Here is a 26,764-nt window from a genome sequence, read left to right as displayed (position 1 = left end):
GGTGACCGACGCCAGGGCGGCGGTGGCGGCGGTGGTGGACCCGGAGATCCGGGTCATCACCATCGACGAGCTGGGCATCCTGCGCGCGGTCGAGCGGGAGCCGGGCACCGGGCGGGTCGTCGTGACCATCACCCCCACCTACACCGGCTGCCCGGCCATGGACGTGATCCGCGCGGACATCCGCCGGGCGCTCGCCGCTGCCGGGCATCCGGAGTCCGAGGTCCGCACGGTCTACCACCCGGCCTGGAGCACCGACTGGATCTCCGACACCGGGCGGGCCAAGCTGGCCGCCGCCGGCATCGCCCCGCCCGCCCCGCGCGGGGACGACACGGTGGTGCCGCTGACCCTGGCGGTCCGCTGCCCGCGCTGCGGATCCCCGGAAACCACGCAGGTCAGCCGGTTCGGCTCCACCGCCTGCAAGGCGTTGTGGCGCTGCCGCTCCTGCGCCGAACCCTTCGACCACCTGAAGGCGCTGTGACTGTCACGATCACCCGGCAAGTGCGCCGCCGGCCGGTCTTCCACCCGCTGCCCGTCGCCGCGGTGGACCGGCTCACCGACGACTCCGTGTCGATCACCTTCGCGGTGCCCGAGGAGTTGCGGGAGACGTTCGCGTTCCGGGCCGGGCAGCATCTCACGGTCCGCCGGCCGGCGGTCGCGGACGACCCGGAGGCCGAGGAGGCCCGGCGGTCGTACTCGATCAGCTCCACCCCGGACGAGCTGGCCCGGCACGGCCGGTTGCGGATCGGGGTGCGCGAGGTTCCCGGCGGGGCCTTCTCCGCGTACGCCTGCGGGGCGCTGCGCGGGGGCGACACCGTCGAGGTGCTGCCGCCGCTCGGGCACTTCACCTCCGCGTTCGCCCCGGACCGGGCCCGCCGGTACGGCGCGGTGGTCGCCGGCTCCGGCATCACGCCGGTGCTCGGGCTGGCCGCGACCGCGCTGGCCGTCGAGCCGGAGAGCACGTTCACCGTGGTGTACGGCAACCGGACGGCGAACACGGTGATGTTCGCCGAGGAGCTGGCCGACCTGAAGGACCGCTATCCGAGCCGGCTGCACCTGGTGCACGTGCTCTCCCGTGAGATGGGCGAGTCGCCGCTGCTCTCCGGCCGGATCGACGCCGACCGGCTGACCCGGCTGCTGGAGACCGTGGTGCCGGGCGACGAGATCGAGGAATGGTTCCTCTGCGGCCCGTATCCGATGGTGGAGGACGCCAGGGCGGTGCTGGCCGGGCGCGGGGTGCCCGACAAGGCGGTGCACACCGAGCTGTTCCACGTGGACTCCGCGGCGGAGCCGGCCCGGCGCCCGGTCGAACGGAGCGGCGTGGAAACCGGCACCGAGGTGACGCTGGTGCTGGACGGGCGGTCGTCGAGCTTCACCATGGACCGGGACGAGCGGGTGCTGGACGCGGCGCTGCGGGTGCGGGGCGAGCTGCCGTACGCCTGCAAGGGCGGGGTCTGCTCCACCTGCCGGGCCCGGGTCACCGACGGTGAGGTGACCATGGCGCGCAACTACGCCCTGGAGCCGGACGAGTTGGCCGCCGGTTACGTCCTGACCTGCCAGTCCAGCCCGGTCACCGACAAGCTGACAGTCGACTACGACGCGTGACATGTAGAACGCGGCGTTCTACACTTGGCCGCATGGAGCAGATCGCCGTTCGGGAGCTGAACCAGCACACCAGCCGGGTGTTGGCCAGGGTGCGCGCGGGCGAGACGGTCGAGGTGACCGACCGGGGCGAGCCGATCGCCCGTCTGGTGCCGGTGCTGGCCGGTGACGCCCTGCTCGGCCGGCTGGTGGCCGAAGGGCGGGCGACGGCACCGACCACGGCCGGACCGGTGCCCATGCCGCCGGTGCTCGGCGATCCGACCGTGGACGTCGCGGCAGCCCTGGTCGAGGCGCGCGACGAGGAGCGCTGGTGATCTATCTCGACTCCGCGGCGGTCATCAAGATGCTCCGGCGGGAGGAGGAGACGCCGGAACTGCTCGGCTGGCTGAACGACCGTGCCGGCGCGGCCCTGGTCTCGTCGGTCCTGGTCGAGGTGGAGGTGCCGCGGGCGCTGCGCCGCGCCGCGCCGCAGGCGCTGGTCGGTGTCCCGTCGGTACTGGGCCGCCTCTACCGGGTCGAGATCGACGCCGCGGTCCGAGCGACGGCGGGTGCCTACCCGGAGCCGATGCTGCGCAGTCTCGACGCGATCCACCTCGCCACCGCGGAGATCCTGGCCCGCCAAGCAACCACGGAGTTCGTGGCCTTCCTGACCTACGACCGGCGACCGCTGGAGGCGGCCAAGGCGGTGGGGTTGCCGGTGGCGAGCCCGGGCATGGCCTGACCCGGCGACTGGGGTCCTCGTCACCTGGCCGAGGAGTGGCGTGTCGGCCGTCGGGGCCGCGACGTAGGCTCGGTGGCGTGACGGTGAGCCGGGAGATCGACGACATCCTGCAGCGTGGCGCGGACGGCGGGCGGATCACGCCCGAGGAGGCGCTGCTGCTCTACACCGAGGCGCCCTTCCACGCGCTGGGCGAGGCGGCCGACGCGGTACGGCGGCGCCGCTACCCGGACAACGTCGTCACCTACCTGATCGACCGCAACATCAACTACACGAACGTCTGCGTGACGGCGTGCAAGTTCTGCGCGTTCTACCGGGCCCCCAAGCACGCCGAGGGCTGGACCCACCCGACCGAAGAGATCCTGCGCCGCTGCGGCGAGGCGGTCGAGCTGGGCGCCACCCAGGTGATGCTCCAGGGCGGGCACCACCCGGACTACGGCGTGGACTACTACGAGGAGTTGTTCTCCTCGGTCAAGCGGGCCTACCCGCAGCTCGCCATCCACTCGATCGGTCCGAGCGAGATCCTGCACATGGCGAAGGTGTCGGGCGTGAGCCTCGACGAGGCCATCGCCCGGATCAAGGCCGCCGGCCTGGACTCGATCGCCGGGGCCGGCGCCGAGATGCTGCCGGACCGGCCGCGCCGGGCGATCGCGCCGTTGAAGGAGTCCGGCGCGCGCTGGCTCGAGGTGATGGAGTTGGCGCACCGGCAGGGCCTGGAGTCGACCGCGACCATGATGATGGGCACCGGCGAGACCAACGCCGAGCGGATCGAGCACCTGCGGATGATCCGGGACGTGCAGGACCGCACCGGCGGCTTCCGGGCCTTCATCCCGTGGACCTACCAGCCGGAGAACAACCACCTGAAGGGCCGCACCCAGGCCACCGCGCTGGAATACCTGCGCCTGGTCGCGGTGGCCCGGCTCTTCTTCGAGACGGTGCCGCACCTCCAGGCGTCCTGGCTGACCACCGGGAAGGACGTCGGGCAGCTCGCCCTGCACATGGGCGTGGACGACCTCGGCTCGATCATGCTGGAGGAGAACGTCATCTCCTCCGCCGGCGCCCGGCACCGGTCCAACCTGCACGAGCTGATCGGCATGATCCGCTCGGCGGACCGCATCCCGGCCCAGCGCGACACGCTCTACCACCGGCTCGCGGTGCACCACACCCCCGCCGACGACCCGAGCGACGACCGGGTGGTCTCGCACTTCTCGTCGATCGCCCTGCCGGGCGGCGGCGCGGGCCGGTCGCTGCCGCTGGTCGAGGTGAACTGAGCGCTCGGCGAGTGGATCCGCACGGCGCGTGACGACCGGCATTCGGTCGAACGGCTGATGGTCGCTGGGCTAACGGGTCCTTCCGGCGGGCCGGTCGTCCGGCCGCCGGGAGGGGCGCAGCGGAGCAAGAGCGATCAATTCGGACCACCTTTAAGCGGTCCTTAGGTGTGCAGGTGGTGAACGCCCGTCGAGTGGGATGGCGGGGGAGATCGCGGACCGCTAATGTCCCCGCCCGTACCCTTTCCTGCACCCCACGGGGGGAACCACTTCCATGCTTATCCGTAGTCGCGTGCTCGCCGGTGCCACCGGGGTCCTCGCCGCCGGCCTCTTCGCCGCGCCGGCGATGGCCGAGCCCAACTCGGCCGACCTCGCCATCGAGGCCACCGGCACCACGATCGCCGTGGGCGCGCCCGGCAAGACCGCGAGCGTCTCCCTGCTGAACAAGAGCAAGGTGGACGCCAAGGGCATCCTCGTCGGGCTGGACATCAGCAAGCTGGACACCACCAAGGTGGACATCGACGAGTCCGGTTGCAACAAGCGCGAGGACGGCATCATCCTCTGTGGCATCCAGGGCGACGTGCTGAAGGCCGGCGCGGACGTCGACTGGGGCTTCCCGCTGAAGCGCAAGGGCGCCGGGGTCGGCGACGCCGGCGAGATCAGCGCGATCATCCTGCACGACGGCCCGGACCCGGACGAGTCCAACAACGAGGTGACCGTCAAGGTCAAGGTCGAGGGCACCGGCCCGGACCTGACCGTGGTCGCGTCCGACGTGGACAAGGCCGTCAAGGTCGAGGGCGACAAGATCGCGGTGGTCGGCGACCTGCACGCCGGCGAGACCGCGCAGCTCATCTACAGCACCTGGAACCAGGGCGACGCCACCGCTGCCGGCCTGAAGATCGCCGTCAAGCTGCCCAAGGGCGTGACGTTCGCCGAGGCCGAGGAGGGCTGCGTGGACGACGCCGCCAAGTCCTCCCGGGTCTGCACCTACCAGAACCTGGACCTGATCCCGGAGTCGCAGGACAAGCCGGGTGACGACCAGATCGCCGGTGGCCGCTTCTTCCACCTGCTCACCGTCGGCAAGGACGTCAAGGCCGGCAGCCTGTCGGGCGGCAAGGTCACGGTCGAGGCCCTGGGCAGCCAGTCGCTGACCGCCCGGGTCGCCGGCCGCAGCGCCCTGCCGGCGAACGCCGAGCCCGCCGCGCCCGTCGAGGTCGACACCACCGACAACACCGACGCGTACGCTGTCGTGGTCGCCGCCACCCAGGGTGGTTCCGGCGGCGGCAACGGTGACGACGACGGTGGCCTGCCGGTCACCGGTCCGCAGGCCGGCCTGCTCGGCGGCGTCGGCGTGGCCGTGCTGGCCGCCGGTGGCGCGCTGTTCATGGCCGCCCGTCGGCGCCGCGTGGTCCTGGTGACCCCGGGCGACGAGAAGTCGACCGTCTGACGGTTGTCCTCCATCGGCCCATGAGGGCCGTTCACATAACGCACCGCGGCAGGGGCGGGATGGGTGACCATCCCGCCCCTGCTGTTAGTCGAGGAAGGTGGGAATCCCAGCCGCGCAGCGCTGGCGCTACGCCGCGCCGCTCCGGTACCGTCCGTTCGTTCCGTGCCTGATCGGCACGTCCCTACCCCCGGGGGAACCATGACCAACCGTTACCGATCCACGCTGGCGCGCGCCGGTGTGGTGGCCCTGCTCTCGACCGCCGGACTCGGCGCGGTCACCGGCCCGGCGCACGCCGCCGGCGAGGCCGACCTTCAGCTCATCCCGCTCAGCTACCAGCTGGCCAAGGGCGTCGACGAGGCCAAGGCCAAGCCGTTCAAGTTCCAGGTGGACAACACCACCGGCACCGTCGACGCCAAGGACGTCCGGGTCACGGTGGAGACCAAGGGCCTCAAGCCCCGCAAGGTCGGCGTGCTCGTGCCGGACGGGTGCGAGGTGGCGGGCACCGCCTTCTCCTGCCTGCTCGGCGACCTGGCCGCCGGCACCACCGAGGACTTCGGCATCCCGCTCTTCTCCACCGGCGGCAAGGGCGCGGCCGGCACGCTCACGGTCTCCATCAGCTCGGCCACCGCCGACCCCGACCTGGAGAACAACACCGTCGACCACGACGTCACCGTCACCGCGCCCGGCTACGACCTCACCACCTGGGTGCAGGACGTCTACGCCGACGTGCAGGTCGACGGCGACGAGGTCGGTGAGGCGAACCTCCGTCCGGTCCGGCCGGGCGAGACCGCGCCGCTGGACTGGGCCGTCTTCAACGACGGCAGCAGGAAGGCCACCGGCGTCGCGTACGGGATCACGTTGCCGGCCGGCGTGACCTTCGCCGAGCTGCCCGAGGGCTGCGTCGAGCAGGACCTCGGCGGCTTCGCGCAGGCGTACTGCGAGGACCGAGGCGTGGTGCTCAAGCCCGGCCAGTACTACACCGCAGGTGTGCGGGTGACGGTCGGCGCGGACGTGACCGAGAAGCTGCTCCGCCCCGGCTTCGTCTTCGCCGCCGGCCTGGACTCCGCCTCGGGCGCGCCCGAGGAGACGCCGCGGGCCGCCAGCTCGGCGCAGCGGCGGACGTTCACCGAGGTCGACGAGGTCGACAACACCGCGCAGTTCGACGTCTTCGTCGACCCGAGCGCGGAGCCGACCCCGACCCCGACCCCGACGGCCACGCCGACGGCCGAGCCGACCCCGAGCGGCAGCGCGACGGCGGTGCCGACGCCGACCCCGACCGCGGGCGGTGGCAGCGGTGGTGGCTCCGGCGACGGTGGCCTGCCGGTGACCGGCATGCAGGTCGGCCTGATCGGCGGGATCGGCGCGGTCGTGCTCGCCGCCGGCGCGGCGCTGCTGATGCTGTCCCGACGTCGCAAGGTGGTCCTGGTCGCCCCGACCGAGGAGCGCACCGAGGACTGATCCGGTCGCACCGGACGTGGCGGGGGCGAGGTGGGCGACCACCTCGCCCCCGCGCCGTGCCCGGGATGGCGGGGCTGGCAGAGTGGAGGGGTGACCAGTCGTTCCCCGCAGGGCGGGCGCGCCAGCCTGGAGAAGCAGCCGCACGAGGTCGCCGCCATGTTCGACGGCGTGGCGGCCCGCTACGACCTGACCAACACCGTGCTCGCCTTCGGGCAGGACCGGTCCTGGCGGCGGGCCACCCGGGCGGCGCTCGGGCTGCATCCCGGTGAGCGGGTGCTGGACGTCGGCGCCGGCACCGGCGTCTCCACCGAGGAGTTGGCGCACTCCGGCGCGTACGCGGTCGGCGCCGACCTGTCACTGGGCATGCTGCACGCCGGCAAGCGCACCCGCCCGGCGGTGCCGCTGCTGGCCGGGGACGCGTTGCGGCTGCCGTTCGCCGACGCCACCTTCGACGCGGTGACCATCTCCTTCGCGCTGCGCAACGTGAACGACACCGACGCGGCCCTGCGCGAGCTGGCCCGGGTCACCCGGCCCGGCGGGCGGCTGGTGGTGTGCGAGTTCAGCACCCCGGTCAACCCGGCGTTCCGGACGGTCTACCTGTCGTACCTGATGCGGTCGTTGCCGGTGGTGGCCCGGGCGGTGTCGAGCAACCCCGACGCCTACGTCTACCTCGCCGAGTCGATCCGGGCCTGGCCGGACCAGGCGGCGCTGGCCGCCCGGGTCGGCGCCGCCGGCTGGGGTCGGGTGGCGTGGCGCAACCTGACCGGCGGGGTGGTCGCGCTGCACCGTGCGGTCCGGAACTGATCGCCTGGCCGGCTCACCGGCCATTTCGTGAATGTCGGACTTCTGGGTGGTTCGCGCCGTAGGCTCGCGGCCATGACCGGATCCGACCACACCGCCACCGACGACGACGCCGCCGAGCTGATCGCGCAGCTCAAGGAGCTGGCCGGTGCGGATCCGACCGAGGTTCGTCAGGTGGTCGCCGAGGTGCTGGCGGCGCTGGACCGCGCGGCCGGTGGCGCGCTGCGCGACCACCTGCCCGAGACGATCCGGCTCGACGCCTGCCTCGGACCGGCCGCGCCGGCTCGCCCGTGACCGATCTCCACACTCTTACCGGCCGGTTTCCGAGAAGTTAGGCCCCCCTGGTCGCATACAAGTGTAACGCCGGTCATAGACTCCAACCCGATCGGCTTGTGAAGCATTTCACGAGCATGCGGGAGGAGGCGCGGATGACCGCGGTGGAGAACGACGCCGACGTCATCGTCGTGGGCGCCGGTCCCGGAGGATCGGCCACGGCATACCACCTGGCGCGGCACGGCGTACGCGTGCTGTTGCTGGAGAAGACGGAGTTCCCCCGGGAGAAGGTCTGCGGCGACGGGCTCACGCCCCGCGCCGTGCGGCAGCTCATTCGGATGGGCGTGGACACCTCACCCGAGGCCGGCTGGCTGCACAACCGGGGCCTGCGAGTGATCGGTGGCGGGGTCCGCCTGGAGCTGGACTGGCCCGACCTGGCCAGCTTCCCCAACTACGGCCTGGTCCGCACCCGGCTCGACTTCGACGACCTGCTCGCCCGGCGTGCCGTGACCGCCGGCGCCGAGCTGCGCACCGGCGTCAACGTCCTCGGTCCGGTGCTCGACGCCGAGGACCGGGTGGTCGGGGTGCAGGCCGAGGTCGGTCCCGGCAAGGAGCCGGCCACCTTCCACGCGCCGCTGGTGGTCGCCGCCGACGGCGTCTCCGGCCGGTTCCCGCTCGCCCTCGGCATGGCCAAGCGGGAGGACCGGCCGATCGGGGTCGCGGTCCGTCGCTACTACCGCTCGCCGGCCAAGCACGACGACGACTACCTGGAGTCCTGGCTGGAGCTGCGGTCCAAGGGCAACGACGCGTTGCTGCCCGGCTACGGCTGGATCTTCGGGCTCGGCGACGGCCGGGTGAACGTCGGCCTCGGCGTGCTCAACTCCTCCTCGGCCTTCGGCAAGACGAACTACCGCAGGCTGCTCACCGACTGGTTGGCCAACACCCCGGAGGACTGGGGGATGACCGACGAGGCCAACGCGGAGGGGCCGATCCTCGGCGCCGCGCTGCCGATGGGCTTCAACCGCGTCCCGCACTACAGCCGCGGCGTGCTGCTCGTCGGCGACTCCGGCGGCATGGTCAACCCGTTCAACGGCGAGGGCATCGCGTACGCGATGGAGTCCGGCGAGCTGGCCGCGGAGGTCGCGGTGCAGGCGCTGGCCCGCCCGGCCGGCGCCGAGCGGGAGCGCGCGCTGATGGCCTATCCGCAGGAGCTGAAGGCCCGTTTCGGCGGCTACTACCGGCTCGGCGGGATCTTCGTGAAGCTGATCGGCCGACCCGAGGTGATGCGGATGGCCACGAAGCACGGCATGCCGCACCCGATGCTCATGCGGTTCGTGCTGAAGCTGCTGGCGAACCTGACCGACCCGCGCGGCGGGGACGCGATGGACCGGGTCATCAACGCCATGACGAGGGTGGCGCCGGCCGTGTAGCAGACCACCGCCCACGGGTCGGACGGAGATCGACCCCCGCCGACCGAGGTCGTGAGGGACGTGAATAGTGTGATTTTGGCCAACCACCGAGGTCAGGGAAGGACGAGCAGGGGACAACGATGACGCTCTCTCCTTATGCACCCATCATCGGGCTGTTCGCCCTCGCCGCGGGGTTCGCGCTGTTCTCCGTGGCCGCCGCCCGATTCGCCGGCCCCCGGCGTCTGAACAAGGCCAAGCTCGAGGCGTACGAGTGTGGCATCGAGCCGAGCCCGCAGCCGGTCGGCGGCGGCCGGTTCCCGATCAAGTTCTACCTGACGGCGATGCTCTTCATCGTCTTCGACATCGAGATCATCTTCCTCTACCCCTGGGCGGTCTCCTTCGACGCCCTGCCGATCTTCGGCTTCGTGGAGATGGTCATGTTCATCGTCGCGGTCTTCGTCGCCTACGCCTACGTCTGGCGGCGCGGCGGCCTGGACTGGGACTGAGGAGGTAGCAGATGGGCATCGAGGAGAAGCTTCCCTCCGGCGTCCTGCTCACCAGCGTCGAGAAGCTGGTCAACTGGTCGCGGAAGTCGTCCGTCTGGGGCGCCACGTTCGGCCTGGCCTGCTGCGCCATCGAGATGATGGCCGCGGGTGGCCCGCACTACGACATGGGCCGGTGGGGCATGGAGGTCTTCCGCGCCTCGCCCCGGCAGGCGGACCTGATGATCGTGGCCGGCCGGGTCAGCCAGAAGATGGCCCCGGTCCTGCGGCAGATCTACGACCAGATGGCCGAGCCCCGCTGGGTCATCTCGATGGGCGTCTGCGCCAGCAGCGGCGGCATGTTCAACAACTACGCCATCGTGCAGGGCGTCGACCACGTCGTCCCGGTCGACATGTACCTCCCCGGTTGCCCGCCCCGGCCGGAGATGCTCATCGACGCGGTGCTCAAACTGCGCGAGAAGATCATGTACGAGCCGCTGGGCCCGAACGGCCGCAAGATGCTCGAGGCCCGCAAGGAGCGCGGTGACGTGCCCGTCGTGCCGTACGGCTCGATGCCGTCGTCGTACCGCAACGACAAGGCCCGGCGCGCCGAGTGGACGAAGGCCGTCCGCGAGGGGCGCGAGGAGCAGTTGCGGATCGAGAACTGGATGAAGGCGCAGAACCACCTCCAGACGCAGGGAGGCCCGAAATGACCTCGCCGAACGACAGGAACGACGACGGCGGGGTGCCGGTGCCGACCACTCCGGTCGGCGCCAGCGGCACCGCGCCGGCCGAGTACCCGCCGGCCAGCCCGGCCGGCCGGGGCATGTTCGGCAACCAGGGCAGCGGCGACGTCTCCGGCTACGGCGGCCTGGTCCGCCCGCGTCGACCGATCGAGGAGGCCGCCCGGCCCTACGGAAGCTACTTCGACGAGGTGCGCGACGCGCTGGAGGAGGCGTACCCGCAGTTCGGCGACGCGATCGAGAAGGTCGTGGTCGACCGGGGCGAGCTGACCCTGCACGTGCGGCCCGAGCGCATCGCCGAGGTCTGCCAGGTGATGCGCGACGACATGTCGCTGCGCTTCGAGCTGTGCTCCTCGGTGTCCGGGGTGGACTACCTGGGCGCCGACGGGCGTCGGCTGCACGTGGTCTACCAGCTCACCTCGATGACCTACCGGCGGCTGGTCCGGCTGGAGGCCGCGGTCACCGCCGAGGACCCGCACCTGCCGAGCGTCACCGCCGTCTACCCGACCGCCGACTGGCAGGAGCGGGAGACGTACGACATGTTCGGCATCGTCTTCGACGGCCACCCCAACCTGACCCGGATCCTCATGCCGGACGACTGGGAGGGGCACCCGCAGCGCAAGGACTACCCGCTGGGCGGTATCCCCGTCGAGTACAAGGGTGCGGAAATTCCCCCGCCGGACCGGAGGAGGTCCTACCAGTGACGACGTCGAACTACGCGACCGAGCGCGAGACCACCGAGGGCAAGGTCTTCACCGTCACCGGTGGGGACTGGGACCAGGTCGTCTCCGGCACCGACCCGATCAACGACGAGCGGATCGTCGTCAACATGGGCCCGCAGCACCCGTCCACGCACGGCGTGCTCCGGCTGATCCTGGAGCTGGAGGGCGAGACGGTCCGCGAGGCCCGTTCGGTCGTCGGCTACCTGCACACCGGCATCGAGAAGAACCTGGAATACCGCAACTGGGTCCAGGGCTCGACGTTCGTGACCCGGATGGACTACCTCTCGCCGATCTTCAACGAGACGGCGTACGCGCTCGCGGTGGAGAAGCTGCTCGGCGTCACCGACGACGTCACCGAGCGGGCCACCACCATCCGGGTGCTCATGATGGAGCTGAACCGGATCTCCTCGCACCTGGTCTGGCTGGCCACCACCGGCATGGAGCTGGGCGCGATCAACATGATGTTGTACGGCTTCCGCGAGCGGGAGTACATCCTCGACATCTTCGAGACCATCACCGGCCTGCGGATGAACCACGCGTACGTGCGGCCGGGCGGGGTGGCGCAGGACGTGCCGGAGGACGCGATCCGCAAGATCCGCGACTTCCTGGTGCTGATGCCGAAGAAGCTCAAGGAGTACGAGAATCTGCTCTCCGGGCAGCCGATCTGGATCGAGCGCACCCAGAACGTGGCGGTGCTCGACACCACCGCCTGCGTGGCGCTCGGCATCACCGGCCCGGTGCTCCGGTCGGCGGGGCTCGCCTGGGACCTGCGCAAGACCATGCCCTACTGCGGCTACGAGACGTACGAGTTCGACGTGCCGACGCACACCGACGGCGACGTGTGGGGCCGCTACCTGGTCCGGCTGGCGGAGATCCGCGAGTCGCTGAAGCTGGTCGAGCAGGCGCTCGACCGGTTGAAGCCGGGCCCGGTGATGGTCTCCGACAAGAAGATCGCCTGGCCGGCGCAGCTCGCCATCGGCGTGGACGGCATGGGCAACTCGCTGGAGCACGTCGCCAAGATCATGGGTCAGTCGATGGAGTCGCTGATCCACCACTTCAAGCTCGTCACCGAGGGCTTCCGGGTCCCGCCGGGCCAGGTGTACGTCGGCATCGAGTCGCCCCGCGGCGAGCTGGGCGTGCACGCGGTGTCCGACGGTGGCACCCGGCCCTACCGGGTGCACTACCGGGAGCCGAGCTTCGTCAACCTCCAGGCCCTCCCGGCGATGGCCGAGGGCGGCCTGATCGCCGACGTGATCGCCGGCGGCGCTTCGCTGGACCCCGTGATGGGTGGTTGTGACCGATGACGACGATTTTCACCGAAGAGACCCGGCTGCGGGCGCGGGAGATCATCGCCCGCTACCCGGCGGACCGGTCCCGCTCGGCCCTGCTGCCGCTGCTGCACCTGGTCCAGTCCGAGGAGGGTTACGTCTCCCCGGCCGGCGTCGAGTTCTGCGCCGAGGTGCTCGGGCTGAACAAGGCCCAGGTCGGCGCCGTCGCCACCTTCTACACCATGTACAAGCGCAAGCCGACCGGTGACTACCTGGTCAGCGTCTGCACCAACACCATGTGCGACGTGCTGGGCGGGCAGGTGGTCTACGACACGCTCGCCGAGCACCTGGGCGTCGGGCACGAGGAGACCACCGCCGACGGGAAGATCACCCTGGAGCACGCCGAGTGCCTGGCGGCGTGCGACTACGGCCCGGTGATGACCGTCAACTACGACTTCTTCGACAACGTCGAGCCGCAGGGCGCGCTCGGCGTGGTGCAGGAGTTGCAGGCCGGCGGCCGGCCGATGCCGACCCGGGGCGCCCGGCTCTGCACCCTGAAGGAGATGGCGGTCCAGCTCGCCGGTTTCGCCGACGAGCGGGACGGTGCGGTGGCCGACGGCGGGCCGGGCGAGCCGAGCCTGCGCGGCCTGCGCCTGGCCGAGCAGCACGGCATCTCGGTGCCGGGCTACGACCCGAAGACGCCGATCCGCAGCAAGGCCGAGGCCGACCGGGCCGCCGCCGAGGCGAAGGCCGAGGCCGAGAAGCCCGCCCCGACACCGGAGAAGGCGCCCGAGCCGGCGAAGGCCGACGCCACGGGCACTCCGGCCAAGGCCGACACCGCCGGGAACGCGGGCGCGGCCGAGCCGGCGACGCCCGCGGCGGCGAGCGGCAGCACCGCGCCGGACGTGACGGCGCCGGACGACAAGTCGCCGCAGGTGCGTACCGCCGAGACCCGGCAGCCGGACGCGCGGACCGCGGTGGCGGACGCGCCGGGCACGAAGGTCCCGACCGACGGCCCGGCCCCGGCGCCCCGCGACGCGCGGGCGGCCGAGGCGGCCGGCGCGGCGGCCAACCCGCCGGCCGGCGACGGCAAGCCCGCCGGCGACGCGGCCGGCGCGCAGGAGCGCAACCTCAAGGACGCCGAGGCCGGTACGGACGCCGACGGCGCCGACCCGGCGGACGCGAACGGAACGGGGGTCCGCAAGTGACCACGCCTCGGCCGGAGACGCTGGCCAAGCTCACGCCGGTGCTCACCAAGCGCTGGCTGTCGCCGGACGCCTGGCGGCTCGGCACCTACGAGAAGCTGGACGGCTACGCCGCCCTGCGCAAGGCGCTCAAGGCGCACCCGGACGACCTGATCCAGCTCATCAAGGACTCGGGGCTGCGTGGCCGGGGCGGCGCGGGCTTCCCGACCGGCCTGAAGTGGGGCTTCATCCCGCAGGGCGACGGCAAGCCGCACTACCTGGTGGTGAACGCCGACGAGGGCGAGCCGGGCACCTGCAAGGACCTGCCGCTGATGACGCACGACCCGCACGCGCTGGTCGAGGGCGTGATCATCGCGTCGTACGCGATCCGGGCCAGCCGGGCCTACATCTACATCCGCGGCGAGGCCGTGCACGCCGCCCGCCGGCTGCGCAGCGCGGTCGCCGAGGCGTACGCCAAGGGCTACCTGGGCCGGAACATCCTCGGCTCGAAGTTCGACCTGGACCTGGTGGTGCACTCGGGCGCCGGAGCGTACATCTGCGGCGAGGAGACCGCGCTGCTGGACTCGCTGGAGGGCTTCCGGGGCCAGCCCCGGCTGCGCCCGCCGTTCCCGGCGACCCACGGCCTGTACGCCAGCCCGACCGTGGTCAACAACGTCGGCACCATCGCCAGCGTGCCGCCGATCGTGCTGGGTGGCGCGGACTGGTGGAAGACCATGGGCACGGAGAAGTCGTCCGGGCCGATGATCTACTCGCTCTCCGGCCGGATCGCGAACCCGGGGCAGTACGAGGCCTCGATGGGCATCACGCTGCGCGAGCTGATCGAGCTGGCCGGCGGGATGAAGCCCGGGCACGAGCTGAAGTTCTGGACCCCGGGCGGCTCCTCGACGCCGCTGCTCACCGCCGAGCACCTGGACGTGCCGCTGGACTTCGAGGGAGTGGCGGCGGCCGGCTCGATCCTGGGCACCACTGCCACGCAGATCTTCTCCGACCAGGACTGCCCGGTGTACGCCACCTACCGGTGGCTGGAGTTCTATCACCACGAGTCGTGCGGCAAGTGCACCCCGTGCCGGGAGGGCAACTACTGGATGGTCCGGGTCTACCGGCGCATCCTCGCCGGCCAGGGCACCCACGAGGACCTCGACACCCTGCTCGACACCTGCGACAACATCCTCGGCCGCTCGTTCTGCGGCCTGGGTGACGGTGCGACCAGCTCGGTGACCTCGTCGCTGAAGTACTTCAAGCAGGACTACCTCGACTACATCGAGGGACGTACCGCGCCGAAGCTCTCCGACAAGTCTCTGGTTGGAGCTCACTGATGACCGACGTAGCCAAGCAGACCGAGACCGTCACGCTGACCATCGACGGCGTCGAGGTCACCGCGCCCAAGGGGACGCTGCTGATCCGGGTGGCCGAGCAGATGGGCACCGAGATCCCGCGCTTCTGCGACCACCCACTGCTGGCTCCGGCCGGCGCCTGCCGGCAGTGCCTGGTGGAGGTGGAGGGCCAGCGCAAGCCGGTCGCCTCCTGCACCCAGACCGTCGCCGACGGCATGGTGGTGCGCACCCAGCTCACCTCGCCGGTCGCCAAGAAGGCCCAGGAGGGGGTGATGGAGCTGTTGCTCCTCAACCACCCGCTGGACTGCCCGATGTGCGACAAGGGCGGCGAGTGCCCGCTGCAGAACCAGGCGATGTCCACCGGCCGCACCGACTCCCGGTTCCACGAGCACAAGCGGGAGTACCCGAAGCCGCTGCCGATCAGCACCCAGGTGCTGCTCGACCGCGAGCGGTGCGTGCTCTGCCAGCGGTGCACCCGGTTCTCCGAGGAGATCGCCGGCGACAAGTTCATCGACCTGATGGGACGCTCCTCGCACGAGGAGATCAACATCTACCGGGACGACGCGTACGGCGAAGAGGGCGACGAGGGCGACGTGCCCTTCAACTCCTACTTCTCCGGCAACACCGTGCAGATCTGCCCGGTCGGCGCGCTGACCGGCTCCCAGTACCGCTTCCGCTCCCGCCCGTTCGACCTGGTCTCCTCGCCCAGCGTCTGCGAGCACTGCTCGGCCGGTTGCGCGCAGCGCACCGACTGGCGGCGGGGCAAGGTGCTGCGCCGGCTGGCCGGCGACGACCCGGCGGTGAACGAGGAGTGGAACTGCGACAAGGGTCGCTGGGGCTTCCAGTACACCCGTGCGTTCGACCGGCTCACCACCCCGCTGGTGCGCGACGAGAAGACCGGTGAGCTGCGCGAGGCGTCCTGGAGCGAGGCGTTCACCCGGGCCGCCGAGGGGCTGCGCGCGGCCCGCGACGGCGGGACCGGCGTGGGCGTGCTGACCGGTGGCCGGGTCACCGTCGAGGACGCCTACGCGTACGCGAAGTTCGCCCGGGTCGCGCTGCACACCAACGACATCGACTTCCGGGCCCGCCCGGTCTCCCGCGAGGAGGCCGACTTCCTGGCCAGCAACGTCGCCGGGGTCACCGACGTGACCTACGCGGACGTGGAGAACGCGCCCGCCGTGGTGCTGGTCGGCCTGGAGCCGGAGGAGGAGTGCCCGATCCTCTTCCTGCGGCTGCGCAAGGCGTACCTGAAGAAGAAGCTCACGGTGTACGCGATCGCGCCGTTCGCCACCCGTGGCCTGGAGAAGCTCGGGGCCAAGCTGGCCCGGGTGGTGCCGGGCGAGGAGGCGAGCGTGCTGGCCGAGCACGCCACCGTGGCCGAGGCGCTGGGGCAGCCCGGCGCGATCCTGATCGTCGGCGAGCGGCTGGGCGCGGTGCCCGGTGGCCTCTCCGCCGCGGCGGACGTGTCCCGGCGCACCGGCTCCCGGCTGGCCTGGGTGCCGCGACGCGCGGGCGACCGCGGCGCGGTCGACGCGGGCTGCCTGCCCAACCTGCTCCCCGGCGGCCGGGTGGTCACCGAGCCGGCCGCCCGCGCGGAGCTGGGCGAGGCGTGGGACCTGCCGGCCGGGGTGATCCCGAGCCAGGCCGGTCGCGACACCGACGGCATCCTCGCCGCGGCTGCCGACGGCGCGCTCGGCGCGCTGGTGGTGGCCGGCGTCGACCCGGCCGACCTGGCCGACCCGCGCCGGGCCGAGGCGGCCCTGGACGCGGTGCCGTTCCTGGTCAGCCTGGAGCTGCGGATGAGTGCGGTGGCCCGCCGGGCCGACGTGGTCTTCCCGGTCGCCCCGGTGGTCGAGAAGGCCGGCAGCTTCCTCGACTGGGAGGGCCGGCTGCGCACCTTCGAGCGGGTGCTGGACACCGGCGCGATGACCGACGGCCGGGTGCTCGACGCGATCGCCGCGCAGCTCGACGTGCGGCTCGGCGCCGGTGACGTGGCGAGCGTGCGTCGCGAGCTGGGCGCGCTGCCGCCGACCCGGACGTCCCGGCCGTCCGCGCCCTCGGTCGAGCCGGCCGCCGTGCCGCAGCCCGGCCCGGGCGAGGCGGTGCTGTCGACCTGGCACCAACTCGTCGACCTGGGCAGCCTGACCGACGGCGACGAGCACCTCGCCGGCACCGCCCGCCCGCCGGTCGTCCGGCTGGGCAAGGGCACCGCCGAGGCGCTCGGCGTGGCCGACGGCGACCCGGTCACGGTCGGCACCGACCGCGGCGCGGTCACGCTGCCGGCGGCGATCAGCGAGATGCCGGACGGCGTCGTCTGGCTGCCGACCAACTCACCCGGCTCGACCGTGCGACGCAGCCTCGGCGCGACGTCCGGTCATGTGGTCACGGTGACCGCGGCGCCCGTCGCCGCGGACGCCGCGGCGCGCCCGGGTCCGCTCCTCAACACCGGGGGTGTATCCCAGTGAACGCCGTCATCCTCGCGGCGCAGGACCCGACGCTCGCCGACTTCGGCAAGGACCCGTGGTGGCTGGTCCTCGGGAAGATCGTCTTCGCCTTCGCGTTCGGCCTGCTGGCCACGCTGCTCGGCGTCTGGTTCGAGCGGCGGGTGGTCGGCCGGATGGCGGTCCGGCCCGGCCCGAACCAGGTAGGCCCGTTCGGTCTGCTCCAGACGCTCGCCGACGGCCTGAAGATGGCGTTCAAGGAGGACATCCTCCCGCGCGCCGCCGACAAGGTGGTCTTCTTCTTCGCGCCGACCATCTCGGTGATCTCCGCGGTCACCGCGCTGTCGGTGATCCCGTTCGGCCCGAGCGTGAGCATCTTCGGCCACTGGACGCCGCTCCAGGTGACCGACGTGCCGGTGGCGGTGCTGGTGATCCTGGCCTGCTCCTCGATGGGCGTCTACGGCATCGTGCTCGGCGGTTGGGCTTCCGGCTCGACCTACCCGCTGCTCGGCGGCCTGCGCTCCAGCGCCCAGATGATCTCCTACGAGGTCGCCATGGGGCTGAGCATCGTGGCGGTGTTCATGACCGCCGGCACGATGTCGACGAGCGGGATCGTCGCCGCGCAGGGCGACGCCACCCGGCTGAGCATCGGCGGGTTCGAGCTGCCCACCCCGGGCTGGTACGCGATCCTGCTGCTGCCCAGCTTCATCATCTTCTTCATCGCCATGGTCGGTGAGACCAACCGGGCGCCGTTCGACCTGCCGGAGGCGGAGTCGGAGCTGGTCGCCGGCTTCATGACGGAGTACAGCTCGCTGAAGTTCGCGCTCTTCATGCTCTCCGAGTACGTGGCCATGGTGAGCATGTCCGCGGTGACCACGACGCTGTTCCTCGGTGGCTGGCGGGCACCCTGGCCGATCACGCTCTGGTCGGGCGCCAACGACGGCTGGTGGCCGATGCTGTGGTTCTTCGGCAAGGTGATCCTGCTGGTCTTCGTGTTCGTCTGGCTCCGCGGCACGCTGCCCCGGCTCCGCTACGACCAGTTCATGCGCTTCGGCTGGAAGGTGCTGCTGCCGATCAACCTGGTCTGGATCCTGGTGCTCGCCGGGCTCCGCTCGATCGAGGACTGGCAGACCAAGGACCGGCTGCTCGTGACCGCGATCGGCGCGGGCGTGCTGCTGCTGGCCACGCTCTTCTGGCCGAGCCGGAAGAAGCAGCCGAAGTCGTCGCCCCAGGAGCAGGCGGACAGCCGGCCGTACGGCAGCTTCCCGCTGCCACCGATGGATCTTCAGGTTCCGCCGAGCCCGCGTACCAGGCGCGTGGTCGCCGAGCGGGAGCCGGCGAACGTCGTCGCCGGTTCCGAATCCAGGGAGGTGTGACGTGGGCGCGATCACCGGAACGTTCAAGGGCTTCGGGGTCACCTTCTCGCACATGTTCAAGAAGGTCGTCACCACCGACTACCCGTTCAAGCCGCCGGTGTCGGCGCCGCGCTACCACGGGCGGCACATCCTCAACCGGCACCCGGACGGGCTGGAGAAGTGCATCGGCTGCGAGCTGTGTGCCTGGGCCTGCCCGGCCGACGCGATCTTCGTCGAGGGTGGCGACAACACCGAGGAGCAGCGCTTCTCCCCGGGTGAGCGGTACGCCAGCAACTACCAGATCAACTACGCCCGGTGCATCTTCTGCGGGCTCTGCATCGAGGCCTGCCCGACCCGTTCGCTCACCATGAGCAACGAGTACGAGCTGGCCCGGGACAACCGGCAGGACCTGATCTTCACGAAGGAGCAGTTGCTCGCGCCGCTGCTCGAAGGCATGGAGCAGCCACCGCACCCGATGCGGCTGGGCGACAGCGAGAAGGACTACTACGTCGGCGCGCTGACCAACCCGGGCACCTCGGCCGGCGCCGAGCAATCGCCGGCGGGCGGCCGGTACCCGGTGGAGGAGCACCCCGGGGTGACCTTCCCCGGCGCCGAGCAGGCCGCGCAGCGGTCCGAGGCGGGCAAGGGAGCAGGGGTATGACCACGCAGACTGTGCTCGCCGCGGCGGGCGACGTGTCCGGGGGTGAGGAGGTCACCTTCTGGATCCTCGCCCCGCTGGCCCTGATCGGGGCGCTCGGCATGGTGTGGGCCCGCAACGCGGTGCACTCCGCGCTCTGGCTGGTGCTGACCATGCTCTGTCTGGGCGTGTTCTACGTGCTACAGGCCGGGCCGTTCATCGGCATGGTGCAGATCATCGTCTACACCGGCGCGATCATGATGCTCTTCCTGTTCGTGCTGATGCTCGTCGGCCGGGACGCGTCCGACTCGCTGATCGAGACGCTGCGCGGCCAGCGGGTCGCCGCCGTGGTGCTCGGGCTCGGCTTCGCCGGCCTGGTCGGCACCGGCCTCTACCGGGCGCTCGACGGCGTGCGGGCGGCTGGGCTGGAGCAGGCGAACGCCGAGGGCAACGTGCAGGGCATCGCCCGGCTGCTCTTCACCAAGTACGTCTTCGCCTTCGAGCTGACCTCGGCGCTGCTGATCACCGCCGCGGTGGGCGCGATGGTGCTGGCGCACGTGGAGCGGCGCAAGGAGGACCGGATGAACCAGGTCGCCACCATGAAGGCGCGGTTCCGTCCCGGCAACTACCCCGGCCCGAAGCCGGGCCCGGGCGTCTTCGCCACCTCCTCCTCCGTGGCCACGCCGGCCCGCCTGCCGGACGGCCGGCTGACCGACCGCGGCATCTCGGAGATCATGCCGGTGCGCGAGCTGACCTCCGAGGAGACCGCACTGAAGGGTACGGATCGGTGAGCGCGAGGAGTGCAGCGAAGCGGAGCCCCGCAGTCGCGAACGAAAGGACAGCACAGTGACGCCGGACTACTACCTGATCCTCGCGGCGGTGCTGTTCACCATCGGCGCCGTCGGCGTGCTGGTCCGGCGCAACGCGATCGTGCTGTTCATGTGCGTCGAGCTGATGCTCAACGCGGCCAACCTGACCCTGGTCACGTTCAGCCGGATCAACGGCGACCTGAACGGCCAGATCATGGCGTTCTTCGTGATGGTGGTGGCGGCGGCCGAGGTCGTGGTCGGGCTCGCGATCATCATGGCGATCTTCCGGACCCGGCGCTCGGCCAGCGTCGACGACGCCAACCTGCTGAAGTACTGAGGGGTCTGCGGTGGAACAGACTGTGGAATTCGCTACTGCGGATGGCCTGCTGGGCAGCGTCTGGCTGCTGGTGGCGATCCCGCTGGTCAGCGCGGCGGTCCTGCTGCTGCTCGGCAGGCGGGCGGACCGCTGGGGCCACTGGCTGGGCGTGGCGGCCATCGGCGCCGCGTTCGTGCTCGGGCTGACCTACTTCTTCCAGCTTCGTGGCCTGGAGAACAAGCAGGTCCAGTCGAGCCTCTGGCAGTTCATCACGGTCGGCGACCTGAAGGTGGACTTCGGTCTGCTCTTCGACCCGCTGGCCGCGGTGTTCGTCCTGCTGATCACTGGGGTGGGCTTCCTGATCCACCTCTACGCCGTGGAGTACATGGCGCACGACGAGGGCCGGCGACGGTTCTTCGGGTACTTCAACCTTTTCGTCGCCGCGATGCTGTTGCTGGTGCTCGGCAACAACTACGTGATGCTCTACTTCGGCTGGGAGGGCGTCGGTCTGGCGTCGTACCTGCTGATCTCCTTCTGGTACGGCCGGCCGAGCGCGGCCACCGCCGGCAAGAAGGCGTTCCTGATGAACCGGGTCGGCGACGCCGGCCTGGCCATCGGCATCTTCGTCCTCTTCGCCCAGCTCGGCACCACGCAGTACGACGAGGTGTTCAACGGGGTCGGCTCGCTGACCTCGACCACGGTGCTGGTGCTCGGCCTGCTGCTGCTCCTGGGCGCCGCCGGCAAGTCCGGCCAGTTCCCGCTCCAGGCGTGGCTGCCGGACGCGATGGAGGGCCCGACCCCGGTCTCCGCGCTCATCCACGCGGCCACCATGGTCACCGCGGGCGTCTACCTGATCGCCCGCTCCAACCCGATCTTCTCGGCGAACGAGACGCTCCAGCTCGTGGTGGTCAGCGTCGGCGCGCTCACGCTGCTGCTGGGCTGCGTCATCGGCGCCGCGAAGGACGACATCAAGCGGGTGCTGGCCTGGTCCACGGTCAGCCAGATCGGCTACATGTTCCTCGGCGTCGGCCTGGGTGGCGGCGCGTACGCGCTGGCCATCATCCACCTGCTGGCGCACGGCTTCTTCAAGGCCAACATGTTCCTCGGCGCCGGCTCGGTCATGCACGGCATGAACGACCAGGTGGACATCCGCCGCTTCGGTGGGCTGTCGAAGTACATGAAGATCACTTGGCTCACCTTCATGATGGGCTGGCTGGCCATCATCGGCATCCCGCCGCTCTCCGGCTACTTCTCCAAGGAGCCGATCATCGCCTCGGCGTTCGAGCGGGAGGGCTGGACCGCCTGGCTCTTCGGCGGCGCGGCGCTGCTCGGCGCCGGGCTCACCGCGTTCTACATGACCCGGCTCTTCGTGCTCACCTTCCACGGCCCGAAGCGGTGGACCGAGGACATCGAGCACCCGCACGAGTCGCCGAAGCTCATGACGATCCCGCTGATCCTGCTCGCCGCCGGCTCGGTGGTGGCCGGCGGTCTGATGACGCTGAACGACGGTGTGGTGTCGTGGCTGACCCCGGTGCTCGGCGAGGAGGCCGGTGGCGAGGCGCACGGCGTGCTCTCGCACACCGTGATCACCATCCTCTCCATCCTGATCACCGTGCTCGGCGCCGGGCTGGCCTGGTTCCTGTTCCGCACCGGCACGGCGACCGAGCCGCAGCCGGCGGGTGTCGTGGTCACCGCCGCCCGGCGCAACCTCTACACGGACGCCTTCAACGAGGCGGTCTTCGAGAAGCCGGGCGTCTTCCTCACCCGGGCGCTGGTCTTCCTCGACAACCGGGGCGTCGACGGGCTGGTCAACGGCCTCGCCGCCGCGGTGGGCGGGGGCTCGGGCCGGCTCCGGCGGCTGCAGACCGGCTTCGTGCGGTCGTACGCGACCTCGATCCTGACCGGCGCGCTGCTCGTGGTGGCCGCGTTCCTGGCGGTGCAGGCGGGGTGGCTGGCGTGATCGACAGCAACGCGGCCGCCCCCGCCGGCGGGCCACGCAGTCACGACGGAGGTAAGGCCGAATAATGTCCAACTTCCCGTTCCTCTCGGTGCTGACCGTGGCGCCGCTGGTCGGCGCCCTGGTGGTGGCGTTGCTGCCACGTAAGCGGCCGGACCTGGCCAAGCTGGTGGCGTTCGGCTGGTCGCTGCTGGTGCTGGTGCTCTCGGTGGTGATGTGGTTCGCCTTCTCCGCCGACGGTGACCGGTTCCAGTTCCGCGAGTCGTACCCGTGGATCCCGAACTGGGGCGTGCGGTTCACCTTCGAGGTGGACGGCATCGCGCTGGTCATGCTGATGCTGATCGCGATCCTGGTGCCGCTGGTGATCCTGGCGTCCTGGCACGACGCCGAGTCGTCGAAGCGCTCGGTGCCGGTCTACTTCGCGCTGCTGCTCGTCCTCGAGTGCACGATGATCGGCGTCTTCGCCGCCGCCGACGTGTTCCTGTTCTACGTGTTCTTCGAGGTCATGCTCGTGCCGATGTACTTCCTGATCGGCAGCTACGGCGGCCACCAGCGGCAGTACGCGGCGGTGAAGTTCTTCCTCTACTCGCTGGTCGGCGGCCTGTTCATGCTGGCCGCGGTGATCGGCCTCTGGGTGGTCGGCGGCAAGACCTTCGACTGGCAGACGCTGAGCCAGGCGGAGTTCGCCACCAACACCGCCCGCTGGCTGTTCCTCGGCTTCTTCCTCGCGTTCGCGATCAAGGCGCCGTTCTTCCCGTTCCACACCTGGCTGCCGGACGCCGGTGGCGCCGCCCCGGCCGGCGCGGCCGCGCTGCTGGTCGGCGTGCTGGACAAGGTCGGCACGTTCGGGATCCTGCGCTACTGCCTGCCGCTGTTCCCCGAGGCGTCCCGCTGGTTCGCGCCGTGGGCGCTGGCGCTCGGCGTGATCGGCATCATCTACGCCGCGTTGCTGGCGGTCGGGCAGAACGACCTGAAGCGGCTGGTGTCGTACACCTCGATCGCGCACTTCGGCTTCATCGGCGTCGGCATCTTCGCCTTCACCACCCAGGCCGGCACCGGCGCGGTGCTCTACATGCTCAACCACGGGCTCGCCACCGGCCTGCTCTTCCTGGTGGTCGGCATGCTGATCGCCCGCCGCGGCTCGGCGCTGATCAGCGACTTCGGCGGAGCGGGCAAGCTGGTGCCGGTGCTGGCCGGCGTGCTGTTCTTCGCCGGTCTGGCCTCGCTGGCGCTGCCCGGCACGGCGCCGTTCGTCTCCGAGTTCCTGGTGCTGATCGGCACGTTCACGGTCAACAAGCCGGTCGCGGTGATCGCCACGCTCGGCATCATCCTGGCGGCGGCGTACGTGCTGTGGATGGTGCAGCGCACCACCCAGGGCACGCTGAACCCGGCGCTGACCGAGTCCGAGGGCATGCGTCGGGACCTCAGCCTGCGCGAGAAGGTGGTCGTCGCGCCGCTGATCGCGCTGATCGTGCTGCTCGGCTTCTATCCCAAGCCGGTCACCGATGTCATCAACCCCGCCGTCCAGGCGACCATGCAGGACGTCGGCAAGTCCGATCCCGCCCCTGAGGTCGGCAGCGTCCAGGAGGCCGCAAAATGACCGAGCTCAAGCTGCCGTCGATCGACTACGCGGCGCTCGCTCCGATCCTGATCATGCTGGGCGCCGCCCTGCTGGGCGTGCTGGTCGAGGCGTTCGTGCCGCGCCGCCTGCGCAACGCGGTGCAGCTCGGGCTCGCCCTGGTGGCGGTGCTCGCCGCGATCACCATGGTGATCCTGAAGTCGGAGAGCCGGGTGATCACCGCCGGCGGCGCGCTCGCGGTGGACGGGCCGACGCTCTTCCTCCAGGGCTCGATCCTGGTCCTGGCCGTGATGGCGCTGCTGCTCGTCGGCGAGCGCACGGTGGAGCGGGGGGGCGCGTTCGTGGCGCACGCCGCGGTCACCGCGGAGTCGCCCGAGGACCGCAGGCAGGCCGAGGGCGTCGGCGGGACCACCGAGGTCTATCCGCTGATGACGTTCGCGATCGGCGGCATGCTGATCTTCGTGGCGGCGAACGACCTGCTGACCATGTTCATCTCGCTCGAGGTCTTCTCCCTGCCGCTCTACCTGCTCTGCGCGCTGGCCCGCCGCCGGCGGCTGCTGAGCCAGGAGGCGGCGATGAAGTACTTCCTGCTCGGCGCGTACGCCTCGGCGTTCTTCCTGTTCGGTGTCGCCCTGATCTACGGCTTCACGGCCGGGATCCCGGGCCGGGGTGCGGGCGTCGACTTCGCCACCGTGCACGCCGCGGTCGGTGAGTCGTCGTCCAGCCAGGTGCTGCTCTTCGCCGGCATGGCGCTGCTCGCCATCGGCCTGCTCTTCAAGGCCGCCGCCGCGCCGTTCCACGTGTGGACGCCCGACGTCTACCAGGGCGCGCCGACGCCGGTGACCGGCTTCATGGCCGCCTGCACCAAGGTCGCCGCGTTCGGCGCGCTGCTGCGCGTGTTCCACGTCGCGTTCGCCGGCGCCTCCTGGGACTTCACCCCGGTGATCGGCGTGGTGGCGGTGCTGACCATGCTGGTCGGCGCGGTGCTGGCGGTCACCCAGACGGACATCAAGCGACTGCTGGCCTACTCGTCGATCGCGAACGCCGGCTACCTGCTGGTGGGTGTGCTGGCTCCGAGCAAGGAGGGGCTGTCGGGCACGATGTTCTACCTCGCCGCCTACGGCTTCTCGGTGCTCGCCGCGTTCGCCGTGGTGACGCTGGTGCGGGACGCCGACGGAGAGGCCACCCACCTGTCCCGCTGGGCCGGGCTGGGCCGTCGCTCGCCGTTCTTCGCGGCGATCTTCACGTTCATCCTGCTGGCCTTCGCCGGCATCCCGCTCACCAGCGGCTTCACCAGCAAGTTCGCGGTCTTCGGCCCGGCGCTGGAGGCGAACCAGACCTGGCTGGTGATCGCCGGCGTGCTCACCAGCATGGTGCTGGCGTTCCCCTACCTGCGGGTCGTGGTGATGATGTGGCTCTCCGAGCCGGGGGAGGCCACCCCGACGGTGACCGTGCCGGGCGCGCTCACCTCGGCGGCCCTGGTCATCGGCGTCCTCGCCACGCTGGTCCTCGGCGTGGTCCCCGGGCCCCTGCTCGACCTGACCACCGGTGCCGCCGAATTCGTCCGATGACAGCTGAGGTTCCACCGGGGGCCGGCACGCCGTGGCGTGCCGGCCCCCGGTCCGTATCCCCCTCACCGAGCAGGTCGAACGGGTGTGGCATGGTTGAAGACGTGGTGAACCCGGCTGGCGAGCGTTCAGGTCAGTTCGGCGCGCTCGGCCTGCACCTCGCCGACCCGCGCGTCGAAGCCTCCGTGCTGGGCGTGCTCGACCGGGTCGAGGCGGAGCTGCGCGCCAGCGTGACCAGCGCCGACCCGCTGGTCACCGAGGCGGCCAAGCACCTGATGGAGGCCGGTGGCAAGCGGTTCCGCCCGCTGCTGGTGGCGCTGGGTGCCCAGTTCGGCGACCCGGATGCCGCGCAGGTCGTGCCCGCGGCCGTGGTGATGGAGCTCACTCACCTGGCGACGCTCTACCACGACGACGTGATGGACGAGGCGGCCGTCCGGCGGGGCGCGCCGAGCGCCAACTCCCGTTGGGCCAACTCGGTGGCCATCCTGGTCGGCGACTTCCTCTTCGCCCGGGCCGCGGACATCGCGGCCGACCTGGGCCCGGAGGCCGTCCGGCTCCAGGCGCGCACGTTCGCCCGCCTGGTGCACGGCCAGATCGCCGAGACGGTCGGCCCGCGCGACACCGACCCGGTCGCGCACTACCTGCACGTCATCGCCGAGAAAACCGGTTCGCTGATCGCCACCTCGGCCCGCTTCGGCGGCATGTTCGGCGGTGCGTCCGCCGCGCACATCGAGGCCCTCGCCGGGTACGGCGAGATCATCGGCGTCGCCTTCCAGCTCTCCGACGACCTGCTGGACATCGCCAGCGAGTCGGTGCAGTCCGGCAAGACGCCCGGCACCGACCTGCGGGAGGGCGTGCCCACCCTGCCGGTGCTCTACGCCCTGGCCGGTGACGACGCGGACGCCGCCAGCGTGCGGCTGCGGGAGATCCTGGCCACCGGCCCGCTGGTCGACGACGCGTTGCACGCCGAGGCGCTCACCCTGCTCCGCGAGTCCCCGGCGCTCAAGCGGGCCCGGGAGACGGTGCGCAGCTACGCCGAGGACGCCCGCGCTCGCCTGGCCCCGCTCCCCGAGGGGCCGGCCCGCCGCGCGCTGGAATCCCTCTGCGATTACATCGCCGACCGCACGAGCTGACGTCCCGGCCTCCGCCCACTGCTACCGAACGTGGTCGCCGGCGGGGAACAGTTCCCATTCGAGCGGTATACCTGAGAGTCATAATTATGACTCTCAGGTATACCGCATCTTCCCGCGCCGCGTGCCGCCACCGCGCCGCGTGCCGCCACCGCGCCGCGTGCCGCCACCGCGCCGCGTGCCGCCACCGCGCCGCGCTGCGCTGCGCCACCAGACCGTGCCCGCCAGCGGCACCGCGGTCCGGC

General features: G+C 71.2%; 25 protein-coding genes. All 25 read left to right on the top strand.

Annotated elements, in window-relative coordinates; all coding sequences use genetic code 11:
• Nucleotide 1 precedes the first annotated feature (1 nt).
• The 25 genes from paaD (at nucleotide 2) to O7618_RS23390 (ending at nucleotide 26,522) form a co-directional block, all read left to right on the top strand.
• Nucleotides 2-478: a 1,2-phenylacetyl-CoA epoxidase subunit PaaD gene (paaD, locus tag O7618_RS23510; RefSeq protein ID WP_278108285.1), complete on the top strand. Its 477-nt coding sequence runs from the start codon at nucleotides 2-4 to the stop codon at nucleotides 476-478.
• The gene (gene paaE, locus O7618_RS23505) at nucleotides 475-1,602 is read left to right on the top strand and encodes a 1,2-phenylacetyl-CoA epoxidase subunit PaaE (RefSeq protein ID WP_278108284.1); all 1,128 of its coding nucleotides are present in this window, start codon (nucleotides 475-477) and stop codon (nucleotides 1,600-1,602) included. Before paaD ends, paaE begins: the two co-directional genes overlap by 4 nt.
• A 32-nt stretch (nucleotides 1,603-1,634) precedes the next feature.
• Nucleotides 1,635-1,913 carry a type II toxin-antitoxin system prevent-host-death family antitoxin gene (locus O7618_RS23500; protein WP_278108283.1) on the top strand — a complete coding sequence of 93 codons (279 nt, stop codon included), beginning with the start codon at nucleotides 1,635-1,637 and terminating at the stop codon, nucleotides 1,911-1,913.
• Nucleotides 1,910-2,320 carry a PIN domain-containing protein gene (locus tag O7618_RS23495; RefSeq protein WP_278108282.1) on the top strand — a complete coding sequence of 137 codons (411 nt, stop codon included), beginning with the start codon at nucleotides 1,910-1,912 and terminating at the stop codon, nucleotides 2,318-2,320. Before O7618_RS23500 ends, O7618_RS23495 begins: the two co-directional genes overlap by 4 nt.
• A 77-nt stretch (nucleotides 2,321-2,397) precedes the next feature.
• A complete protein-coding gene (mqnC, locus tag O7618_RS23490; RefSeq protein ID WP_278108281.1) occupies nucleotides 2,398-3,588 on the top strand; it encodes a cyclic dehypoxanthinyl futalosine synthase in 1,191 nt (396 codons plus the stop codon).
• A 271-nt stretch (nucleotides 3,589-3,859) separates the two neighbouring features.
• Nucleotides 3,860-5,032, top strand: a complete 1,173-nt coding sequence (locus O7618_RS23485) for a hypothetical protein (RefSeq protein WP_278108280.1) — start codon at nucleotides 3,860-3,862, stop codon at nucleotides 5,030-5,032.
• 198 nt (nucleotides 5,033-5,230) lie between these two features.
• Nucleotides 5,231-6,490: a cell wall anchor protein gene (locus tag O7618_RS23480; RefSeq protein WP_278108279.1), complete on the top strand. Its 1,260-nt coding sequence runs from the start codon at nucleotides 5,231-5,233 to the stop codon at nucleotides 6,488-6,490.
• Nucleotides 6,491-6,580: 90 nt separating this feature from the next.
• Nucleotides 6,581-7,294: a demethylmenaquinone methyltransferase gene (locus tag O7618_RS23475; RefSeq protein WP_278108277.1), complete on the top strand. Its 714-nt coding sequence runs from the start codon at nucleotides 6,581-6,583 to the stop codon at nucleotides 7,292-7,294.
• A 72-nt stretch (nucleotides 7,295-7,366) separates the two neighbouring features.
• Nucleotides 7,367-7,585, top strand: coding sequence for a hypothetical protein (locus tag O7618_RS23470; protein ID WP_278108276.1), 219 nt, complete (start codon nucleotides 7,367-7,369; stop codon nucleotides 7,583-7,585).
• Nucleotides 7,586-7,719: 134 nt separating this feature from the next.
• Nucleotides 7,720-8,994: a geranylgeranyl reductase family protein gene (locus tag O7618_RS23465; protein ID WP_278108275.1), complete on the top strand. Its 1,275-nt coding sequence runs from the start codon at nucleotides 7,720-7,722 to the stop codon at nucleotides 8,992-8,994.
• A gap of 119 nt (nucleotides 8,995-9,113) precedes the next feature.
• Nucleotides 9,114-9,479 (top strand): NADH-quinone oxidoreductase subunit A, encoded by a 366-nt coding sequence (locus O7618_RS23460; protein ID WP_089154551.1) that lies wholly within the window; start codon nucleotides 9,114-9,116, stop codon nucleotides 9,477-9,479.
• Between the two features lie 11 nt (nucleotides 9,480-9,490).
• Complete coding sequence (locus O7618_RS23455; protein WP_091062855.1) at nucleotides 9,491-10,168, top strand: NADH-quinone oxidoreductase subunit B; 678 nt, start codon at nucleotides 9,491-9,493, stop codon at nucleotides 10,166-10,168.
• On the top strand, nucleotides 10,165-10,902 hold the full coding sequence (locus tag O7618_RS23450; protein WP_278108274.1) for an NADH-quinone oxidoreductase subunit C: 738 nt from the start codon (nucleotides 10,165-10,167) through the stop codon (nucleotides 10,900-10,902). Before O7618_RS23455 ends, O7618_RS23450 begins: the two co-directional genes overlap by 4 nt.
• Nucleotides 10,899-12,224 (top strand): NADH-quinone oxidoreductase subunit D, encoded by a 1,326-nt coding sequence (locus O7618_RS23445; protein ID WP_278108273.1) that lies wholly within the window; start codon nucleotides 10,899-10,901, stop codon nucleotides 12,222-12,224. The genes O7618_RS23450 and O7618_RS23445 overlap by 4 nt, the downstream gene beginning before the upstream one ends.
• Nucleotides 12,221-13,396 carry an NADH-quinone oxidoreductase subunit NuoE gene (gene nuoE / locus O7618_RS23440; RefSeq protein WP_278108272.1) on the top strand — a complete coding sequence of 392 codons (1,176 nt, stop codon included), beginning with the start codon at nucleotides 12,221-12,223 and terminating at the stop codon, nucleotides 13,394-13,396. The genes O7618_RS23445 and nuoE overlap by 4 nt, the downstream gene beginning before the upstream one ends.
• Nucleotides 13,393-14,709 (top strand): NADH-quinone oxidoreductase subunit NuoF, encoded by a 1,317-nt coding sequence (gene nuoF, locus O7618_RS23435; RefSeq protein WP_278108271.1) that lies wholly within the window; start codon nucleotides 13,393-13,395, stop codon nucleotides 14,707-14,709. The genes nuoE and nuoF overlap by 4 nt, the downstream gene beginning before the upstream one ends.
• Nucleotides 14,709-17,192: an NADH-quinone oxidoreductase subunit G gene (locus O7618_RS23430; RefSeq protein ID WP_278108270.1), complete on the top strand. Its 2,484-nt coding sequence runs from the start codon at nucleotides 14,709-14,711 to the stop codon at nucleotides 17,190-17,192. The genes nuoF and O7618_RS23430 overlap by 1 nt, the downstream gene beginning before the upstream one ends.
• On the top strand, nucleotides 17,189-18,544 hold the full coding sequence (gene nuoH, locus O7618_RS23425; RefSeq protein WP_278108269.1) for an NADH-quinone oxidoreductase subunit NuoH: 1,356 nt from the start codon (nucleotides 17,189-17,191) through the stop codon (nucleotides 18,542-18,544). The genes O7618_RS23430 and nuoH overlap by 4 nt, the downstream gene beginning before the upstream one ends.
• Nucleotide 18,545: 1 nt before the next feature.
• Nucleotides 18,546-19,184 (top strand): NADH-quinone oxidoreductase subunit NuoI, encoded by a 639-nt coding sequence (nuoI, locus tag O7618_RS23420; RefSeq protein ID WP_269694190.1) that lies wholly within the window; start codon nucleotides 18,546-18,548, stop codon nucleotides 19,182-19,184.
• Nucleotides 19,181-19,951, top strand: coding sequence for an NADH-quinone oxidoreductase subunit J (locus O7618_RS23415; protein WP_278108268.1), 771 nt, complete (start codon nucleotides 19,181-19,183; stop codon nucleotides 19,949-19,951). The genes nuoI and O7618_RS23415 overlap by 4 nt, the downstream gene beginning before the upstream one ends.
• 55 nt (nucleotides 19,952-20,006) lie before the next feature.
• Nucleotides 20,007-20,306: an NADH-quinone oxidoreductase subunit NuoK gene (gene nuoK, locus O7618_RS23410; RefSeq protein ID WP_089154544.1), complete on the top strand. Its 300-nt coding sequence runs from the start codon at nucleotides 20,007-20,009 to the stop codon at nucleotides 20,304-20,306.
• Nucleotides 20,307-20,316: 10 nt separating this feature from the next.
• Nucleotides 20,317-22,245: an NADH-quinone oxidoreductase subunit L gene (gene nuoL / locus O7618_RS23405; RefSeq protein WP_278108267.1), complete on the top strand. Its 1,929-nt coding sequence runs from the start codon at nucleotides 20,317-20,319 to the stop codon at nucleotides 22,243-22,245.
• A 64-nt stretch (nucleotides 22,246-22,309) separates the two neighbouring features.
• Nucleotides 22,310-23,842 (top strand): NADH-quinone oxidoreductase subunit M, encoded by a 1,533-nt coding sequence (locus tag O7618_RS23400; RefSeq protein ID WP_278108266.1) that lies wholly within the window; start codon nucleotides 22,310-22,312, stop codon nucleotides 23,840-23,842.
• Nucleotides 23,839-25,392, top strand: coding sequence for an NADH-quinone oxidoreductase subunit NuoN (gene nuoN / locus O7618_RS23395; protein WP_278108265.1), 1,554 nt, complete (start codon nucleotides 23,839-23,841; stop codon nucleotides 25,390-25,392). Before O7618_RS23400 ends, nuoN begins: the two co-directional genes overlap by 4 nt.
• 89 nt (nucleotides 25,393-25,481) lie before the next feature.
• Nucleotides 25,482-26,522, top strand: coding sequence for a polyprenyl synthetase family protein (locus O7618_RS23390; RefSeq protein WP_278108263.1), 1,041 nt, complete (start codon nucleotides 25,482-25,484; stop codon nucleotides 26,520-26,522).
• Nucleotides 26,523-26,764: the final 242 nt, after the last annotated feature.

The sequence above is a fragment of the Micromonospora sp. WMMD980 genome (genome assembly GCF_029626035.1).
In the GTDB taxonomy this organism is placed as follows: Bacteria; Actinomycetota; Actinomycetes; order Mycobacteriales; family Micromonosporaceae; genus Micromonospora.
The sequence above is the reverse complement of the archived record's forward strand: the minus strand, read 5'-3'. Positions and strand labels throughout refer to the sequence as shown.